The organism is Mycobacterium sp. 852014-52450_SCH5900713, from assembly GCF_001667075.1.
In the GTDB taxonomy this organism is placed as follows: Bacteria; Actinomycetota; Actinomycetes; order Mycobacteriales; family Mycobacteriaceae; genus Mycobacterium.
In genome coordinates, this window is the sequence record NZ_LZIL01000005.1 from 83150 (window position 1) to 98037 (window position 14888).

At 66.6% G+C, this 14888-nt stretch carries 16 protein-coding genes and 1 pseudogene; 3 read left to right on the forward strand and 14 right to left on the reverse strand.

Annotated features, from left to right (window positions below; translation table 11 throughout):
- Positions 1–299: 299 nt before the first annotated feature.
- Positions 300–494, reverse strand: coding sequence for a long chain fatty acid-CoA synthetase Faa4p (locus A5773_RS01240; RefSeq protein ID WP_066952261.1), 195 nt, complete (start codon positions 492–494; stop codon positions 300–302).
- A gap of 558 nt (positions 495–1052) precedes the next feature.
- Entirely contained in the window at positions 1053–1538 is a 486-nt protein-coding gene (locus A5773_RS01245) for a MarR family winged helix-turn-helix transcriptional regulator (protein ID WP_066952257.1), read from the reverse strand.
- Positions 1539–1673: 135 nt separating this feature from the next.
- Here A5773_RS01245 and A5773_RS01250 point away from each other — a divergent pair, with 135 nt between their 5' ends.
- Complete coding sequence (locus A5773_RS01250) at positions 1674–2615, forward strand: NADP-dependent oxidoreductase (protein WP_067789119.1); 942 nt, start codon at positions 1674–1676, stop codon at positions 2613–2615.
- Positions 2616–2655: 40 nt separating this feature from the next.
- On the opposite strand, the gene A5773_RS01255 is transcribed toward A5773_RS01250, so the two are convergent.
- From A5773_RS01255 to A5773_RS01265, 3 genes are read right to left on the reverse strand one after another with little or no spacing between them, the layout of a single operon-like run.
- Entirely contained in the window at positions 2656–3870 is a 1215-nt protein-coding gene (locus A5773_RS01255; RefSeq protein WP_067789014.1) for an NAD(P)/FAD-dependent oxidoreductase, read from the reverse strand.
- 3 nt (positions 3871–3873) lie between these two features.
- Positions 3874–4062, reverse strand: a complete 189-nt coding sequence (locus A5773_RS01260) for a ferredoxin (protein WP_066952253.1) — start codon at positions 4060–4062, stop codon at positions 3874–3876.
- Positions 4059–5024 (reverse strand): metal-dependent hydrolase, encoded by a 966-nt coding sequence (locus A5773_RS01265; protein WP_067789017.1) that lies wholly within the window; start codon positions 5022–5024, stop codon positions 4059–4061. Before A5773_RS01265 ends, A5773_RS01260 begins: the two co-directional genes overlap by 4 nt.
- 252 nt (positions 5025–5276) lie before the next feature.
- Here A5773_RS01265 and A5773_RS01270 point away from each other — a divergent pair.
- Positions 5277–6080 (forward strand): annotated as a pseudogene (locus tag A5773_RS01270) (DUF1906 domain-containing protein).
- A gap of 346 nt (positions 6081–6426) precedes the next feature.
- Positions 6427–7566: a hypothetical protein gene (locus A5773_RS01275; RefSeq protein ID WP_156744681.1), complete on the forward strand. Its 1140-nt coding sequence runs from the start codon at positions 6427–6429 to the stop codon at positions 7564–7566.
- A 58-nt stretch (positions 7567–7624) separates the two neighbouring features.
- Here the strand turns inward: A5773_RS01275 and A5773_RS01280 are convergent, their stop codons facing one another.
- The 9 genes from A5773_RS01280 to A5773_RS01320 all read right to left on the reverse strand — a co-directional run bounded on the left by A5773_RS01280 (position 7625) and on the right by A5773_RS01320 (position 14643).
- Positions 7625–8293 carry a hypothetical protein gene (locus tag A5773_RS01280; RefSeq protein WP_156744683.1) on the reverse strand — a complete coding sequence of 223 codons (669 nt, stop codon included), beginning with the start codon at positions 8291–8293 and terminating at the stop codon, positions 7625–7627.
- 65 nt (positions 8294–8358) lie between these two features.
- Complete coding sequence (locus tag A5773_RS01285) at positions 8359–9813, reverse strand: terminase large subunit domain-containing protein (RefSeq protein WP_082948040.1); 1455 nt, start codon at positions 9811–9813, stop codon at positions 8359–8361.
- 143 nt (positions 9814–9956) lie between these two features.
- Entirely contained in the window at positions 9957–10286 is a 330-nt protein-coding gene (locus A5773_RS01290) for a hypothetical protein (protein ID WP_067789020.1), read from the reverse strand.
- Positions 10287–10359: 73 nt separating this feature from the next.
- Positions 10360–10929 carry a hypothetical protein gene (locus tag A5773_RS01295; protein ID WP_067789023.1) on the reverse strand — a complete coding sequence of 190 codons (570 nt, stop codon included), beginning with the start codon at positions 10927–10929 and terminating at the stop codon, positions 10360–10362.
- A gap of 191 nt (positions 10930–11120) precedes the next feature.
- Positions 11121–12206 (reverse strand): hypothetical protein, encoded by a 1086-nt coding sequence (locus A5773_RS01300; RefSeq protein WP_156744685.1) that lies wholly within the window; start codon positions 12204–12206, stop codon positions 11121–11123.
- Positions 12203–12862, reverse strand: coding sequence for a hypothetical protein (locus A5773_RS01305; RefSeq protein ID WP_067789029.1), 660 nt, complete (start codon positions 12860–12862; stop codon positions 12203–12205). The genes A5773_RS01300 and A5773_RS01305 overlap by 4 nt, the downstream gene beginning before the upstream one ends.
- A gap of 393 nt (positions 12863–13255) precedes the next feature.
- Complete coding sequence (locus A5773_RS01310; RefSeq protein WP_067789031.1) at positions 13256–13498, reverse strand: hypothetical protein; 243 nt, start codon at positions 13496–13498, stop codon at positions 13256–13258.
- Between the two features lie 140 nt (positions 13499–13638).
- Positions 13639–14019, reverse strand: a complete 381-nt coding sequence (locus A5773_RS01315; protein WP_067789034.1) for a hypothetical protein — start codon at positions 14017–14019, stop codon at positions 13639–13641.
- A 36-nt stretch (positions 14020–14055) separates the two neighbouring features.
- Positions 14056–14643, reverse strand: coding sequence for a recombinase family protein (locus A5773_RS01320; protein WP_197507836.1), 588 nt, complete (start codon positions 14641–14643; stop codon positions 14056–14058).
- Positions 14644–14888: the final 245 nt, after the last annotated feature.

Here is a 14888-nt window from a genome sequence, read left to right on the forward strand (position 1 = left end):
CAGCAGCCCGAGGGGAGCAACAAATCTTGGCCCCCACAAGGTCATTGCCCGGCGCGCGGTTAACAACACGAGCAGACTGATCGCGAGCCGCCCCAGGGCCACCCTGCTCGTTCGCCTTCTCCAGCTTGGCGGCCTCGCCCCCGCGCGTCGGCCGAAGTAATAGCCGACACACATCGCCACCGTCAACGCGGCGACTGCCGCGAGCACCGTCATGATGATGAGCGTTGTGCGTCACCGTCGCGGCGCGATCACGCGCGGGATACACCTTGGCCAAGATGAGGCCAGGGCCGGGTCCGCCGCTATTCGGTCTCGCTGATGACATGAACGGCGACATAGCCGATGGGGATGCCGGTCCAGGTCGCAATGCATTCGCGCGCCGCCAGTTCCACCGCACCCCGGCGGCCGGTCCGCGTGATCCTGCTGATCTCGGGAATCCGGATAATCCACCCGTCAGCGTCACGCGTGATTTCGATATCGAAGCACTGGCCGACCATGGGGCACTTCACACGGGGAGCGGCCCGATGTGCACGGGCGCTGCGCAGTGACTGTCGGCGCAGCAGGGTGGGCTGAATGGGCATGGCTGCTTTCGGAGAGTCGCAATCAGAACCGCGGGCAAGAGTAATGCGCATTCAGACGAAAACCTAATCGGCCAGTCAGACTGGCACGCAACCGATGCGCACTCTCCACCAAGCCGTCGCCGGCACTTAATGTTTGTGCTTATGCGACTGGTCCAGGCGCCTGAACTCGCGGCGAGTGCCGTGTCCGCGTTGATAATCGGCAGTCTTGCCGCCCCGTCGGCGCATGCGGACGGCGGCTATGGGCCCGGCTCCTACGCGGTACCCGCCCAACTCCCCTATGGCACCTACGTCGCCCACGCCGAACCCGGCGACTACCGAGCGGCCTGTGTCTTCACCACGTGGACCAGCGATGGAAGACTGATCAACTCCGACAGCGGGATCCAAACTACCCCGGTCACAGCGGACCTCTCGGCACCCCGCGGTGGCGAAGTTCATTACCCACGGCTGCACACCGTGGACGAAGGTCGGATGAGATCAGCGCCGGCGTTTGCGCGAGGCGGCCGAGCGCGCGGGTCGAGCACGCATGTGATCCCGGGCGCGACCCATGATGTCGCCGAGCGCGCGCACGTCCTCGCCGGAAAGCGCATCGAATAGCAGGTCGCGAACAACGTCGATATGGCCCGGTAGGACTTTGGCGAGCCGCGCGTGGCCGGCCTCCGTGATGCGGACGACCGTGGCGCGCTGGTCAGCGTCGCTGGCTCCGCGATCGATGAGGCCCGCATCCTCCAACAGACCCGCCTGATGGGTCAGACCGCTGCGGCTGTAGACCACGCCGTCGGCCAGCTCGGTCATGGTCAACCGGCGCTGGGCATCGGCGAGTTTCGCCAAGATCTCGAACTGCACATAGCTGAGATCGCCCTCGGCCCGTAACTGTCGTTGCACGGCGTATTGCAGCAGGCTGACTCCCTCCATAAGGGCGAAGTACGTGCGCATCTGCTGGGGCTTGAGCGACTCCGTCATGCCGCGATCATAATGCTTCGACTTTGAAGCAATGTGGCCGTTGTCACTCCTCCGTCCGGAATCGCTTTGACTTCGAAACAAGTTATGCCGACTGCAACTGCTTCGATCTCGAAGCACCTACGAATGGAGGAGATCATGAAGGCTGTGCAGTATCACCGTTACGGCGGAAGCGACGTTCTGCGGTATGAGGAGGTTCAGCGGCCGGTGCCCGGCCCGGGCCAGGTCCTGGTGCAGGTGGCCGCCACCTCGTTCAACCCCGTCGATGCCGGCATCCGCGGCGGCTACCTGTCCGAGGTGTACGCCATCTCCTTCCCGCACACCCCGGGCGTCGACGTTGCCGGCACCATCGCCGGGCTCGGCGAGGGGGTGACCGGCTGGAAGGTTGGCGACGCCGTCGTCGGGATGCTTCCGCTGGATGCCCCCGGCGCTGCCGCCGAGTACGCGCTCGCACCGGCCGAGGTGCTGACCGCCGCGCCGAAGTCGGTGCCGCTGGCCGATGCCTCCGCGCTGCCGACCGTCGGCTTGACCGCGTGGCAGGCGTTGCTCGAAATCGCCGAACTCCGGGCGGGCCAGTCGGTGCTGGTCAACGGGGCGGGTGGAGCGGTCGGCGGCTACGCGGTTCAACTGGCCAAGCAGGCCGGAGCCGTCGTCACCGCGACCGCCTCGGCCCGCAGCGAGAACCGCCTGCGGCGCCACGGGGCCGACCAAATCATCGACTACATCGACTACGCGGCCACCCCGCTCGCCGTCGCCGGGCAGCCCTTCGACGTGGTGCTGAATCTGGTCAGTACCGCACCGGAGCAGACCGCGGCCCTCGTCGGTCTGGTCGCCGACGGTGGGTTTTATCTCGGCACCATGACGTCGGGAGAGGAGGACCCGGCGCGGCGGGTGCGGGCGCAGCGCGTTTTCGTCCGCAGCGACGCCGCGCAGCAGGGAGAACTCGTCAGCCGGGTCGATGCCGGACAACTGGTGATCGACGTCGCCGACCGCCGCTCGCTGACCGACGCGGCAGCCGTGCACGATGACTCCGACGCCAATCGCCTGCCGGGAAAGACGATCCTGGTTCCTGGGCTGTGAGGTTCGGCCGATCGGGCGCGATAGCGAATGTCCGCCCTCGCTATCCCGCTCGGCTCGGCGGAAACTCGGCTCGCTTCTCGATGGCATCGCGGTAGGCATAAACCCGGCCGGCGACGGTCCCGAGCACCGCGATGGTGTGACCGCCGCGCCCGTACGCGGCGACGAACTCCCACGAGCGGGGATCGCCTTCGATGATTTCGACGGAGTCGTAATCGGTTGGCACGCCCAGCATCTGCAGCTTGACATCATATTGATCGGACCAGAAGTACGGCGCCTCGTCATTGGGTTCAGCGTCCTGCGGCCCGGCCAGCAGGGTCCGGGCGGCGGCCGCACCCTGGCGGCCGGCGTCCTCCCAGTGCTCGGTACGCAGGTGCCGCTCGTACAGCGGGTGCCACCAGCGCGCGACGTCACCGGCCGCAACAACCGGGACGTCCGCAGTGCTGCCGTCGGCGACACCGCAGGCGTCACAGATCACCCCGTCGTCGACGCGCAATCCGGAGCCGTCCAGCCAGTCGGTGGCCGGGGTGACGCCGAGTCCGACGATGACGAGGTCGGCCGCAACCTGCGAGCCGTCGGTGAGCCGAACACCCTCCACCCGACCGTCGCCCACGAATCCGTCGACGCCCACGCCCACCCGCAGGTCCACGCCGCGTTGCCGGTGCAGGTCGGCCCAGCGCGACGCCAGCTCCTCACCCAGCGCGGAAACCATTGGGCTGCTAGCCTTTTCGATCAGCACCACGTCCAAATCCATTGACCGGCAACTCGCGGCGACCTCGGCACCGATGAACCCGCCGCCGACGACCACCACCCGCGGCCGCGAACCCAGCCGGTCCCGGATTGCCAGGCAGTCCTCCACCGTGCGCAGCAGCAGCACCCCGTCGGGAACCGAACCGCCCGGCCATTCGCGTGGCACCGCACCGCTGGCGATCACCAGCCCATCGAACGGCAAGGCAAGTTCTTCGCCGTCGTCGCGCACGTGAATGGTGCGCGAGGACATGTCCAACTTAAGGGCCGATGCGCCACGCAAGACCCGCGCTTCCATGTCGAATTGCGGCGCCAGATCGACGCCGGCCCGGTGCACCTTGCCGGTCAACAACTTCTTCGACAACGGCGGGCGATGGTAGGGGGCGTGCCGCTCAGCACCAACGATCGTCAGGGCACCGTCATAGCCTTCCTGCCGCAGCGTCTCGGCCGCACTCGTGCCCGCGACGCCGGCACCGACAACGACAACTTCTTTCAGCTGGCGACTCGGCATTGCTCAGCCCTTCACCGTGATCGCCTGCGTCGGACAAGACACCTCGGCGCCGATCAACTGCTGGCGCAGCTCCTCCGGCGGCTCGTCCTGCAGCACGTGCAGACCGTCCTCGCGCACGTCGAACACCTCGTGGCAGATGCTCATGCACACGCCGTTGCCATCGCAGGTGTCGAGATCCACCGAAACCTTCATCGCACCTTCGCCTTTCGCGCTCCGTTGCCGGACGTCTCGATCCCGTCAGTTTGATCCGGCGACTTTCCTTGGGATCGCGCCCGCTCCCGGGCGGCCTTGGCCACCGGCGAATACGCCAGGTAGTCGATCGCCATCTGCGTGGACGCCTCGTCGTTCGGATGATGGCTGGGCCGCATGTACCTCATGGGCGTCGTCACCATCAGCTTCCAGGGGCCAGGCAACCGGTACTCGCGAGCGGCCCAGAGCCAGTCCCGCAAGCGCCACTTGCGGTCGATGGTGGGGTCTTGGGCCATCAGGTAACGAGCCCCCGCGACCCACCAGCCGATGAACAGCGGCGAGACGAACAACATCGAGAACGCCCTGATCAAGTAGCTCCCGGAGACGTGCTGGTAGACGTCGAAGACCAGCGAGCGGTGCTCGACCTCCTCGGCGCCATGCCAACGCAGCAGGTCAAGCATCATCGGGTCGGCCTTCGCGTAGTCCAGACCCCGGTTCGACAGCACCCACTGGCCCAACATCGCGGTGTAATGTTCCAGCGCGGCCACGTCGGCCAGCCGCCGATACAGCCACCACCGCTTCATCGCCGGCGGAAACCACTTCGGCGGGTCGCCCAGCGTCATCGACAACACCCTCCCGAGCCGATCGGTGTACGGCTTGGTGTCGATGCCCTGCTCGGCGAGGTGGTCGAGCACCACCTGGTGCGCCCACGCATGCCAGGACTCCTGCTGGATGAACGGCTTGATCGCCGCCTCCAACTCCGGGTCATCGACCAGCGACGACGCCTCGAGGACGGCCTTGATGAAGTGGCGCTCGCCCTCGGGCAGCAGCAGGTGCAGGACGTTGATCATGTGCGTCGAGAACGGATCGTCGGGCACCCAGTGCAGCGGCGTCTCCGACCAATCGAACCGGACCATCCGGCGATACATGGGGTGTCCCTCGTGGTGAAGTTGGACCTCGGGCATTCAGAAGCTCCCTCCCGCCTACAGGCCATGCGGGCGTCGATTCTCTGCGAACAACCGTTCACTCGGCCGCGTACCCACGCGCGCGGCGGGTTATGCGTACCGGCGGTACGAGGTTTCTGAGAGTTCGCTGCCGAGCCGGATGTCGGCTTGCCCGGGCGCCATTGACTCGACACGGTGGACCGTAGAAACCGATTCGGATCGACTGCGAAGCGCCACTTATGGTGACAAAAGTCACAAATTTAACATCACGCGATGCAGGACTTGTCGGCGAGTGCGCAGCGGTCACGCCCTCTCCCCCGGCGCGACGTGTTGCTCTACGCCATCACGATGGCGGCACTGCCAGGGTTGTACGCGGCGTCGACCAGTGTCGCCGTCCCTGCGCGGGCTGCCGCCCCCCTCCGGCTGATCGACTTCGCCACGCGCCAGATTCCAGCCGACCACATCCGGGCTGCGGGGTACTCCGGGGTGATCAACTACGTCTCGCTATCGCGTCCCGGCTCGTCCATGGGCGCCAAGCCGATCACGCGGTCTTACGCCGAGCAGCTGACCGCTGCCGGGCTGATGATCGTCAGCAATTACCAATACGGCAAGCCGGGCGGGACGGCACCATCGGACTTCAGGCGCGGGTTCGAGGGCGGCGTGGCCGACGCGCGCACCGCCTGGGATCTGCACACCGCCGCGGGTGGCGGTCAGAGCGCCCCGATCTTCTTCAGCGTTGACGAAGACATCAGCCACGACACCTGGAACAACCTGGCGCTCAAGTGGTTTCGCGGCATCAATTCGGTGCTGGGCGTGCAGCGCACCGGCGTCTAGGGCGGTCTCGATGTGTGCCAGTGGGCCGCCGCCGACGGCGTCATTGGCAATTCGCGAACGCCCGGACATCGGTGGGCCTGGCAGACGAAGGCCTGGTCCCACGGGCAGGTCGACCCTGCCGCGGTTCTCTACCAACGCGTGGTGAGTACGGCGTCGAATCCGGGCCCAGTAGTCGGGGGACTAGAAGTCGACGTCAATGACGTCCTTGCCGGCGATTTCGGCCAGTGGAACCTACATCGCTGAGTCCGAATATCTGTGGAGCTAAGGGGACTCGAACCCCTGACCCCCACACTGCCAGTGTGAAACCGGGTGTGCTGGCCCGTATCCGAGCGTCTACGGCGTGCCGATTCGTCCAGGTCGGAGCGGCTGGTCTGTATTGATGTGTCCAGCATGTATTTGCCCGTGATCGAGAGTCTTAGGACACGGCTAGGACACACCGAACGGGTGTTCGGTGTGCCGCCCGGCTCAATGAAGGTCGGTGCGGTCGGGAGCGCATCGAACAGGCCACCGTGGACATCTACGGAAGCGGCAGCTCGTGTGCCCACTGCCCTCGACGTATGTGTCGGAGGTTTGGAGTACTTTTCGGCCTGTGGGAAACAGGGGCGACAAGAAGCGCGCCAAACAACGGGACAAGCGGCTCGCCGAGTCGCAGCGCCGCCGTCCAACGGACCGTCCAGCCGAGAGGGTGCCCAAGCCGAGGCCAGAACCTGCGGCCAAGCGTCAAAGCGGCACCGCCTCGGGCGCGCGGCCCAAATGGATGGGTCCGCCGGAACCGCCCGACCCAGAAGGCCCCGACGGCCCGCTGACGGCGCGCAAGGTGTCGGAAGGCCAGTACATATCTATGGAGTGGCCGCCAGAACCGGACGCACCCGCCGGTGCCCCGTCGATCCAGTTCCTGTTCAAGATCACCAAACGCACGGTCAATATCAGCAATGACACGCTGACGTTCGACATGAAGCCGGTATACGACACGATTCACCCGCGCCCATTGAGCTTCGATCCACCGCTACAGCAGTACGGAAAGGACGGAGCCAAGGGGTTCCGCCACTATTGGGAGAAGCTGGACTACGTTTTTGAGCTCCCCGACCCCTACGCCTTACCGCAAATCAACATTCAAGCCGGTGACCGTGACAGCGTGCTGCGATTTATAGAGATGTGCCGACGCCTAGCCAGGTTCAGCATCATCAACGACGACACCAAGCTGTCGGCTCACATGGACAAGGAGACCACCGACGGCGAGTGGCATCTCCGGGTGTCGGACTACCCGAACGACGAGAGCTTCCTGGGCGCGTCCGCCGCATTCCGGCAGCTACACAATGATGGTGAGCCTGCGTGTTTCACGAACGCCTACAACGCGTTGTTCAAGGCAATGAAAACCTTGCCCGACGACCAGCAGGCAGCAATCAAAGACACGGTGCTCCAATGGCGGGCCGCACGCGGCAAGCTGATGAACCACACGCTGCAAACCCTGACGGGAGTCAAAGCGGCCAACGCCACTCTTGACGACCCGGTGAGCTACGGGAATGTCAACCCAGACAACCTCATTCGGACGTTCAACTACGGCGACTCGTTACACTTCGGCGACGCTAGGGAACAGCTCGATGATCTGCTCGCTGATCCCTTCCACGAGGCCTATTACAAGTACGCCGCGCTCTTGTCGATTGTGGGGCTGAGCCATCTGTACTTCGGTTTCGCCGCCCTGTTGGAGAGGACACTCGGAGGGGTGTGATTTGCCCGCCGCCGATGCGGCGGGTCATCCACGCGGTTGGCGTGGTCCGGCGAGTCCCTTAGTCAGCCGCGCGACCCTCATTAAAGAGGTCGGCTTCTGCTGCGGCGGGATCGGTGGGGTTTTGCTCGTGGCAATAGGTGAGGTACCGCCGGTAAAGGTCGCTGGGCCAGTCGGCATTGCCCGCGCGAGGACCGAACACCCCACGTTCCCGTAGCGCGGTGGCTACGCGCTTGTCGAGGATCAACGGACGCAGGTCGGCGGTGGTGTCGGGGTAGCCGGTGAAAAACAGGAACTTGGTGAAGTACGCCGGACCCATGTATTTCGTCTGCGCGGATCCGCCCGCCAGCATCGACTCATACGCCGCGACCGGGCCGTCTTTCGCAAGGATCGCGGCGGCTTGCCGAAGGTTGGCCTCTACGGTGTCGGCATTAGTCGTGAAAGCGCGGACCAGTCGGCCAATGGACATGCGCGAGTTGAAGCCAACACCCCACACGTAGGCGGCAACGGCGGTATGCAACTCGCGGTGTTCGGACTCGGTACCCGCGAGGTCAAACACACCACTGCGCGAAATCCAGCGATAGCCGCCCGCGTCCACTTCGGATTGATCAAGCTGAGACGGCCAGAAGTGGGCCAGCTCGCCGGTGAAGTAGCGCGTCCACCACTGCGAGCGGTACTTCGCCCAATTGTCGTAGGGTCGTTCTTCTTCCGTCTCTGTCACGATCGTCACGGACCGGAGTATGCAGTAAGACACCGACACCGCGCGGCCTTTCAGCCCAGGTCGCCAACGATCGGCTACCCGCTGATTCGCCGGCGCAGATAACCGCCGATCGGCGTGATGGCCGGGCGATCGGTGACTCGCCGCGCCAGGCCCGACGCCGCCGCCTGCCGGCGATCGGCAAGGCGGCGCTCAGTCTCCAACGGCGACGCGAACGACCATTGCCGGCCAGCAGCGTGCACCAGCACGTCGTGGGCCACGACCAGCGCCGCCAGCCCGTCAGGCTGGTGCTGCCCGGCCTGCCAGGTCACCGCGGCCTCTTCAAAGGCCGGGAAGTGGCCGGCCAGCCGACAAGTGCCGACTTCTAGCCCTTGCAGCAGCGCCGCCGACCGGGCCAGCGCATCACCGCCGCCACGACCGGACCCCTTCGGCGGCCAGCTCGTCACCTTCACCGGCCGCTCGATCCGGTACCGCTTCAAGGCGTCGTTGACCACGCGCGTGTAGGTCTCGCGGGCTGCGAAGCCCTCGACGGCGATCTCAGATGCGCCGACGCCGGCGGCCAGCTCGACCGCAGCGCGCGCCCACTGATCAGACGTCATCGGTGCCGATTGGTCAGCGATCACGGCGATGACGCCCTCGGCCGTCATCGACGCGGCCACCAAACCACAGCTATCACCGGAGCCGCTATCGCTGGGGTCGACGCCGACCACGGTCAGCAGCGGGCGCTGTGGGGCGGCCGGCAACCGCCAATCGTCCAACCACTGCCGCTTGATCAAGCCACCTTCGGGTGCGGCTGGCACGCCCTCATAGAGGCTGTACCAGGTTCGTTGTCCCACACCGCGCCGCAGATCATCGAACTGCTCGGCCGTGCGGCCGAGCGCCGAGGTCATCGCCACGCCAGGCGTTCGGCCGAGCGCGTCGGGAATGCCGGCCTCGGCGATCGCGGGAATGTTGATGTGCCGCCACCGATCCGGTTCTTCGGCCAACAGCACGCCGGCCAGATCCTCGGGATGCCAGCGGGTCATGATCAGCACGACGCTGGCGTTGGGGTGTAGTCGGGTGAGCAGCGTCGAGCGAAATTCATGGATCACGCGGCGGCGGTAGGCGGGTGAGTCGGCCTCCTGCGCGTTCTTCACCGGATCGTCCACGATCAACAGGTCGGCACCGAAGCCCGTGATACCGGACAGGATTCCGGCCGCGAGCAGACCGCCATCGTGTCCGTCGACTTTCCAACGGCCCACAGCCTGCTTGTCGGCGCGCAGCTGATAGCCCAACAGGTCGGCATGCTCGGTGATGCGGGCGCGGGCTTCACCGGAGTGTTCCTGCGCCAGTGCGTCGGCGTACGAGACCAGCACAACTTGATTGTTGGGGTCGGTCATCAGCGCGTAAGGCGGCCCGACCTGGCTGACCAGCGTCGACTTGCCTTCGCGGGGAGGGACGCTCACGATGAGCCGCCGCCCTGGCTCGCCGACCGCTTCGGCCAGCGCGTCGGAAATCAGCGCAATGGTCGGAGTGATCCGGTAGCCCGGCATGATCCGCGCCGCCAGTTCGGCCGGGGTCGCTGGTCGCCGACGCGCACGCACAGCCTGCCCGGCCCTGGCAGCGACCAGCGCGGCGACCCGATCAGCGTCGGCCGCCGGCGGTGTGGCCTTGGTCGTCTTGATCGCCTTCGCGGTCACGGCACGACCGGCATCACGCGAGCGGTGCGCCCGCGCTTGGCCGCGATCATCGCGTCGATCGGGCTGCTGAGTTCAAGCAACAGATGCCGGCCAACTTTCACCGCATAGATGCGCTCGGCGTTCCACAGCCGCACCAGTGCGCACTCTTGCTGCCACACGGTGCCCGGTATCCGCCGCTCGATCGTCGTCCAGCGCACCGACCGCTGCGCCCCGCCGGCATCGGCGAGCGCGGCCAGTATCGCGGTGTCAATCTCGTCGGCGGTGACCTTGGCGGTAGTGCTGGCGGCCGGTCTGGTGGCAATGGTCGCGGTGGTCGCGGCAGTCATGTTGGGCCTCTCTCGATCATTCGGGGTGATGGGTCATGAGGCCGTCGTGGTTGTCGTAGTGGGGCTGGCCGGGTCAGCCGGTCGATGCGGTCGCAGCCGTCGAGCGCGTGACTTTCAGGTTTCCCGGCGCGGTGCCGCTGCGGATCAGCGACAAATGAAATCCGTTGTCCCGCTCGGGAATCTGCAGCGCCGCGCAGACGTCGCCGTGCCGCACGTCGCTGTTGCTCCACAGTTGAGCGGCGAGTTTGGCCACCGACGGCCAGCAGCGTTCCAGCAGCGGCACGACGCCGGCCCCGGTCACCGATCCGCCGGCGCGCGACAGCTCGCGATCGTCACAGCCGTTGTGCTCCAGCGCGGTGAAAAGTTCACGTTGGGTCGGTCGTCGCCCGGCGCGAAAGCGGGCCTCGGCCCACGGGCCGGCGTAGAGGATGGACGGCCAGCCGCCGCCGGGAACCTGGTCGTGGACGGCCTTGCCGAGCATGCCGAAGGCGCGGCCCTCGGAGATCACCGCCGCCCGAATACGGCCACCGAGCAGCGTCGCCGCGATCGCATGGCCGGCCTCGTGGAACGCCAGCGCCGCGCGCTCACGCTCGGCGGCGGTGAGATCGGCCAGCGTGAGCCGGCGTTTCTTGGCCTTGGTCATGGTGTCGATGTCCCTTCACGTCGGCGAAATCGTGCTAGTCGGAGCCTCATGCCGTCACGATCGGCGTCCGAAGCTCACTGCGGCACATAGCGCAGGCCAGCGGCTTCGACGCCGATCTTGGCGTCCTCGTCAAGGCGGTCGTGCCGTCGTCATCGCTGCTGCTCATCCGTTCTGATCAGGGGGCCGGGCGGTCAGGGGGCCGTGGTCACGGTCACCGCGCCGATGACCTCTTCGTAGGCCAGCGCCACGCTGCGCTCGGCAATCGCGATGAACTCATTCGTCTGGTAGTGCGCGGTGGTGCGCAGCGCCGGCTCATCACGCCAGCCGTAGACCGGCGCGCTGGTCGCGACCAGCGTGGTTCCCAGCCCGTCGACATACCCGCCGCCGAATGCCAGGCTGTGCCCGAGCTGCGTTTTGATCGCCGAACCGCTGCGCTGCCACAGCCCACCCGGCCCGCCTTGCGCGACACCGATTGAGGCCCATTGCGCGCCGGCGTGGATGATGCCCAGCGTGTTGGTCTCGGCCAGCAGACCCTCTAGGTAGCTGATCGCCGAGGGCAACGTGGTGCGCTCGACGGTGACGCCGGCGCTGTCGGCGAGCAGCCGAATCGACAGATCACGCTCGACGGCGACCTGTTCGAGTAGCCGGAGATTCTGCTGCGCCCGCGTAATCGCCTCGGACTGGCCGTATTCGGTCATGTCACAGGTGCCCGACGCCCACACGGTGACCGGCGGGAACGGATCGGTGTCGGGTGGGCGATCGCCCTCTTTGCGCACCGGCTGCGTCTTCGCGCCGGCGGCCGGCCCGGTCAGCGCCGAGCCATCGACCGAGGACCGCTGCCGGCTGGTGTGGCTGACCAGGTAGACACCGGGGCTCGGCGAGCTGACGTGCGCGCCGCCCGGCTCGACGTTGGGAAGGCCGTCGATCGCTGCCTGTAGGTCGGCCACGGGCACGTTGAACGCCAGCCCGGTCGCGGTCTGGCCGCCCCAGGTGTAATCCCAGGTGCCGCCGGTACCGCTGACGGTGATCCGTTCGACTTCACCGCACCACGGGGCATCCCAGACACCAAAAGCGCCGGCACCGCCGTAGTTGTAATGGCGCACCCAGACGCCTTCGCCGAGAAACCGCGAGGGCTGATCAATCGGGACGTCGGTCCAATCGACCAGCGGGTACAGCCCGATCGAGGCCGGGTTGACCAGCGGAGCCATGAACGGAATCGCGGGCAGCACTCCCGGCGGCGCGGCCTCGCGCGTGGTCGGCATAGTCGGCGCGGTCATAGTTCAACTCCCATCGCGGCCAGCTCGGCGCGGGCCTGTTCGGTGCGGGCGGTCTCGGTCAGCCGGGCTGGTGCCGGCGGGGCCGACTCGACCCAATCGAGGCGGCGTTCCAGTGCTAGGGCGGCCCGGTCAATCGTGTTGCGCAGCAGCTCGTTTAACCGCTCTGAGCGTGAGGGCAGGCCGCGCAGCGCCTCATGGTCCGGCGGCCATGCCCGGCTCAGCAGCTCGGCCAGCGGCTCAGTAGAGGGGGCGGCCATCGACACCAGCGCCGCCGCCCACGTGCCCGAAGTCAGCGCGTCGTCGGTGATCTCCGGCAGCGCCGGCCGCTGAGCCAGGTCGCACAGCGTCCGCACCGCTTTGCGTCGGCTGCTGGGCTCGCCGGCCAGGTGCTTCGTCTTCGCGAGGGCGTCGGTCTCGGCCAACCAGCCGACCACGGCCGACACCAGCTCATGCACCGCGTCGGCCAGCTCGATCACAGGAGGCCGGAAAGCAAGGGGCTGCGCGGCGTCGGCGACGCGGGCGGCCAACGGATCCGCGATCGCGGCGACCTCGGCGGCCAGGTCGAAATCGCCGTCATAAGCCAGGGGCATGCTCGCGCGCCGGCGGCGACGCTGTTCGATCTGGTCGACCGGGCGGGAATGCTTGTGGTCACGCATCGGGTGCCGTCCTTTCATCCGCGCTTGGAGGGTTTGGGAGGGGCCAGCTTCGCCGGCCGCTTGATCGGCTGCGGTGTCGCCGGCACACCGCCCTTTTGCGGCCGAACCGGCTGCCGCCGAGGGGTTGCGCCGCAGCGGCGACCGAGGGAGGGGCCGCGATCGCCCAAGCGCCGCCGCCGGCCACCGCGCCCACCAAAAGCGGGGCCATGTAAGCCGTTTGCAGAACGGGGATCATCACGTCACGCCTCCTGGCCGAGGGGTTGCGCCGCAGCGGCGGCCGAGGGAGGGCCGGCGAGCGAGGGGCTGCCCCGCTACGCCGCTGGCGCAGGGGTTTAAGCGCAGGGGACAGCCTCATACGGTCCCCTGCGCGGTCTGTGGCTTGCTGCGCGACGATCACGACGCCGCCTCCCGGTCGGCCAGCATCTGATCAACCACGGCATCGACGTGCTCGACCGTCATGCCGAACTCACGAACCAGGAACATGCGCAACCGCCAAAAGCTCAGTGCGGCGTTGCATTCCTCGACACGCGGCCCGTCGGTCTCGCCACGGCTGGCCAGCACGCCCTTGCGGGCACGCCACGATTCCATCGGTCGGCTGCGCGGGTCAACGGTCAGTGAAGCGATTGAGCTAGTCACGCCTTGAGCATGCACCAACGGCGTGCACTCGCTCGGTACGTGAGCGCGGCCGGTGAGTCGACAATGCCTAGCGGGGTCGGTGGTTTAACTAGTTACTTGCCAACGCTTTTCGGCCAGGTCAGCTGCGCCCGTACGCCGTGCTAAATCAATTCCAGGACCCCGCCGGAAACGAGGTGTTCGTAGAGACCGAACCAGCCAGACTGGCCGTTATCAAACTCCACTTTCGCATCGGTGTCGGTGACTTCTGAAACGACGCCTTCCCAGCCCGACCGATTACGCACACGGTCGCCAACCTTGAGCCCCATGTCGAAGCCTTCCATCGTGATCTCGAAACCTTCTGCCCTGCCGTTCTCCACCCGCTGCTGCCAGGCAGTCCGTCGGCCGGAGGGAGCACTCGGATCATGAATCGAGATGAAGTAGACGCCGATTGACAGGAGGTGGAGCTGCGGGTCGCCCGTGAACGTCTGGACCATCCCGCCCGACTTGACGGTGATCGACTTCCGCTCAACAGGTTTAACCATGCAGTCAAAGCTACGCCGATCTTGCGTCGGGCTCAGTCAGCTCGCCAGCGCGCGGTACAGCGTTGCGCGGCTGACGCCCAACGTCTCGGCGATCACCGGCACCGGCTCACCGCTGGCACGCAGCGCCTCGGCCTGTCTGATCTGAGCGGCAGTGAGCTTCGACGGCCGGCCGATGGGCATGTCGCGGGCCTTGCGCGCGGCGCGCGACGCTGCCCGGCGCTCACGTCCCAGCTCAAGCTCAAGCTCAGCCAGAGACGCGAGCACGCCGGCGACCATGCGGCCGGTCGCGTTTGACGTGTCGATGCCCTCGCGCAGTGACCGGAGGATGATCTGGCGCTCGCCAAGCTCGCGGATCGTGGTCATGACCTCGGCGGCGTTGCGGCCGAGCCGGTCGATACCGACGACCACGATGGTGTCGCCTGGCCGCGCGTAGTCGAGCACCGCAGCCAGACCGGGCCGCTGCTCGCGGGTCGACGTGCCGGTCAGCTTGTCGGAATAAATGCGTTGGGGGTCGACCTCGGCGGCGGTGAGCGCGTCGGCCTGCGCGTCGAGCGATTGGTGGCCGGTGCTGACACGGGCGTAGCCGAGCAGTGCGCCGGTCGGCGCGGGAGTGGATGCGGTGATGGCGGCGGCGGTCATGCCGCAAGCCTATCTCAAAAGTCTGTATGCCGCTATTTCGATACGCGACAACTTTTGAGATTCACGACCTCGGTATTGCTGTGCTGTCGGGTACGTCGCTCACTCCGTCTTAAAACTAAAGATTTGAGACGAGTAGCAATGGTAAACCGCTTACAACTTTCTGCGTAGCTGCGATGATTGCCTGCATCGGCTCTTCAGGAGGGGAAAGTCATGGGATCCAGGCAACTAAC

Bases quoted from the DNA above. Each gene is read 5' to 3' on its own strand.
- A5773_RS01255 (WP_067789014.1), bottom strand. From the start codon at position 3,870: ATGCCGAGTCGCCAGCTGAAAGAAGTTGTCGTTGTCGGTGCCGGCGTC.
- A5773_RS01240 (WP_066952261.1), bottom strand. From the start codon at position 494: ATGGTCGGCCAGTGCTTCGATATCGAAATCACGCGTGACGCTGACGGG.
- A5773_RS01245 (WP_066952257.1), bottom strand. From the start codon at position 1,538: ATGACGGAGTCGCTCAAGCCCCAGCAGATGCGCACGTACTTCGCCCTT.
- A5773_RS01260 (WP_066952253.1), bottom strand. From the start codon at position 4,062: ATGAAGGTTTCGGTGGATCTCGACACCTGCGATGGCAACGGCGTGTGC.
- A5773_RS01315 (WP_067789034.1), bottom strand. From the start codon at position 14,019: ATGGTTAAACCTGTTGAGCGGAAGTCGATCACCGTCAAGTCGGGCGGG.
- A5773_RS01295 (WP_067789023.1), bottom strand. From the start codon at position 10,929: ATGACCAAGGCCAAGAAACGCCGGCTCACGCTGGCCGATCTCACCGCC.
- A5773_RS01300 (WP_156744685.1), bottom strand. From the start codon at position 12,206: ATGACCGCGCCGACTATGCCGACCACGCGCGAGGCCGCGCCGCCGGGA.
- A5773_RS01250 (WP_067789119.1), top strand. From the start codon at position 1,674: ATGAAGGCTGTGCAGTATCACCGTTACGGCGGAAGCGACGTTCTGCGG.
- A5773_RS01265 (WP_067789017.1), bottom strand. From the start codon at position 5,024: ATGCCCGAGGTCCAACTTCACCACGAGGGACACCCCATGTATCGCCGG.
- A5773_RS01285 (WP_082948040.1), bottom strand. From the start codon at position 9,813: ATGCCGGGCTACCGGATCACTCCGACCATTGCGCTGATTTCCGACGCG.
- A5773_RS01290 (WP_067789020.1), bottom strand. From the start codon at position 10,286: ATGACTGCCGCGACCACCGCGACCATTGCCACCAGACCGGCCGCCAGC.
- A5773_RS01305 (WP_067789029.1), bottom strand. From the start codon at position 12,862: ATGCGTGACCACAAGCATTCCCGCCCGGTCGACCAGATCGAACAGCGT.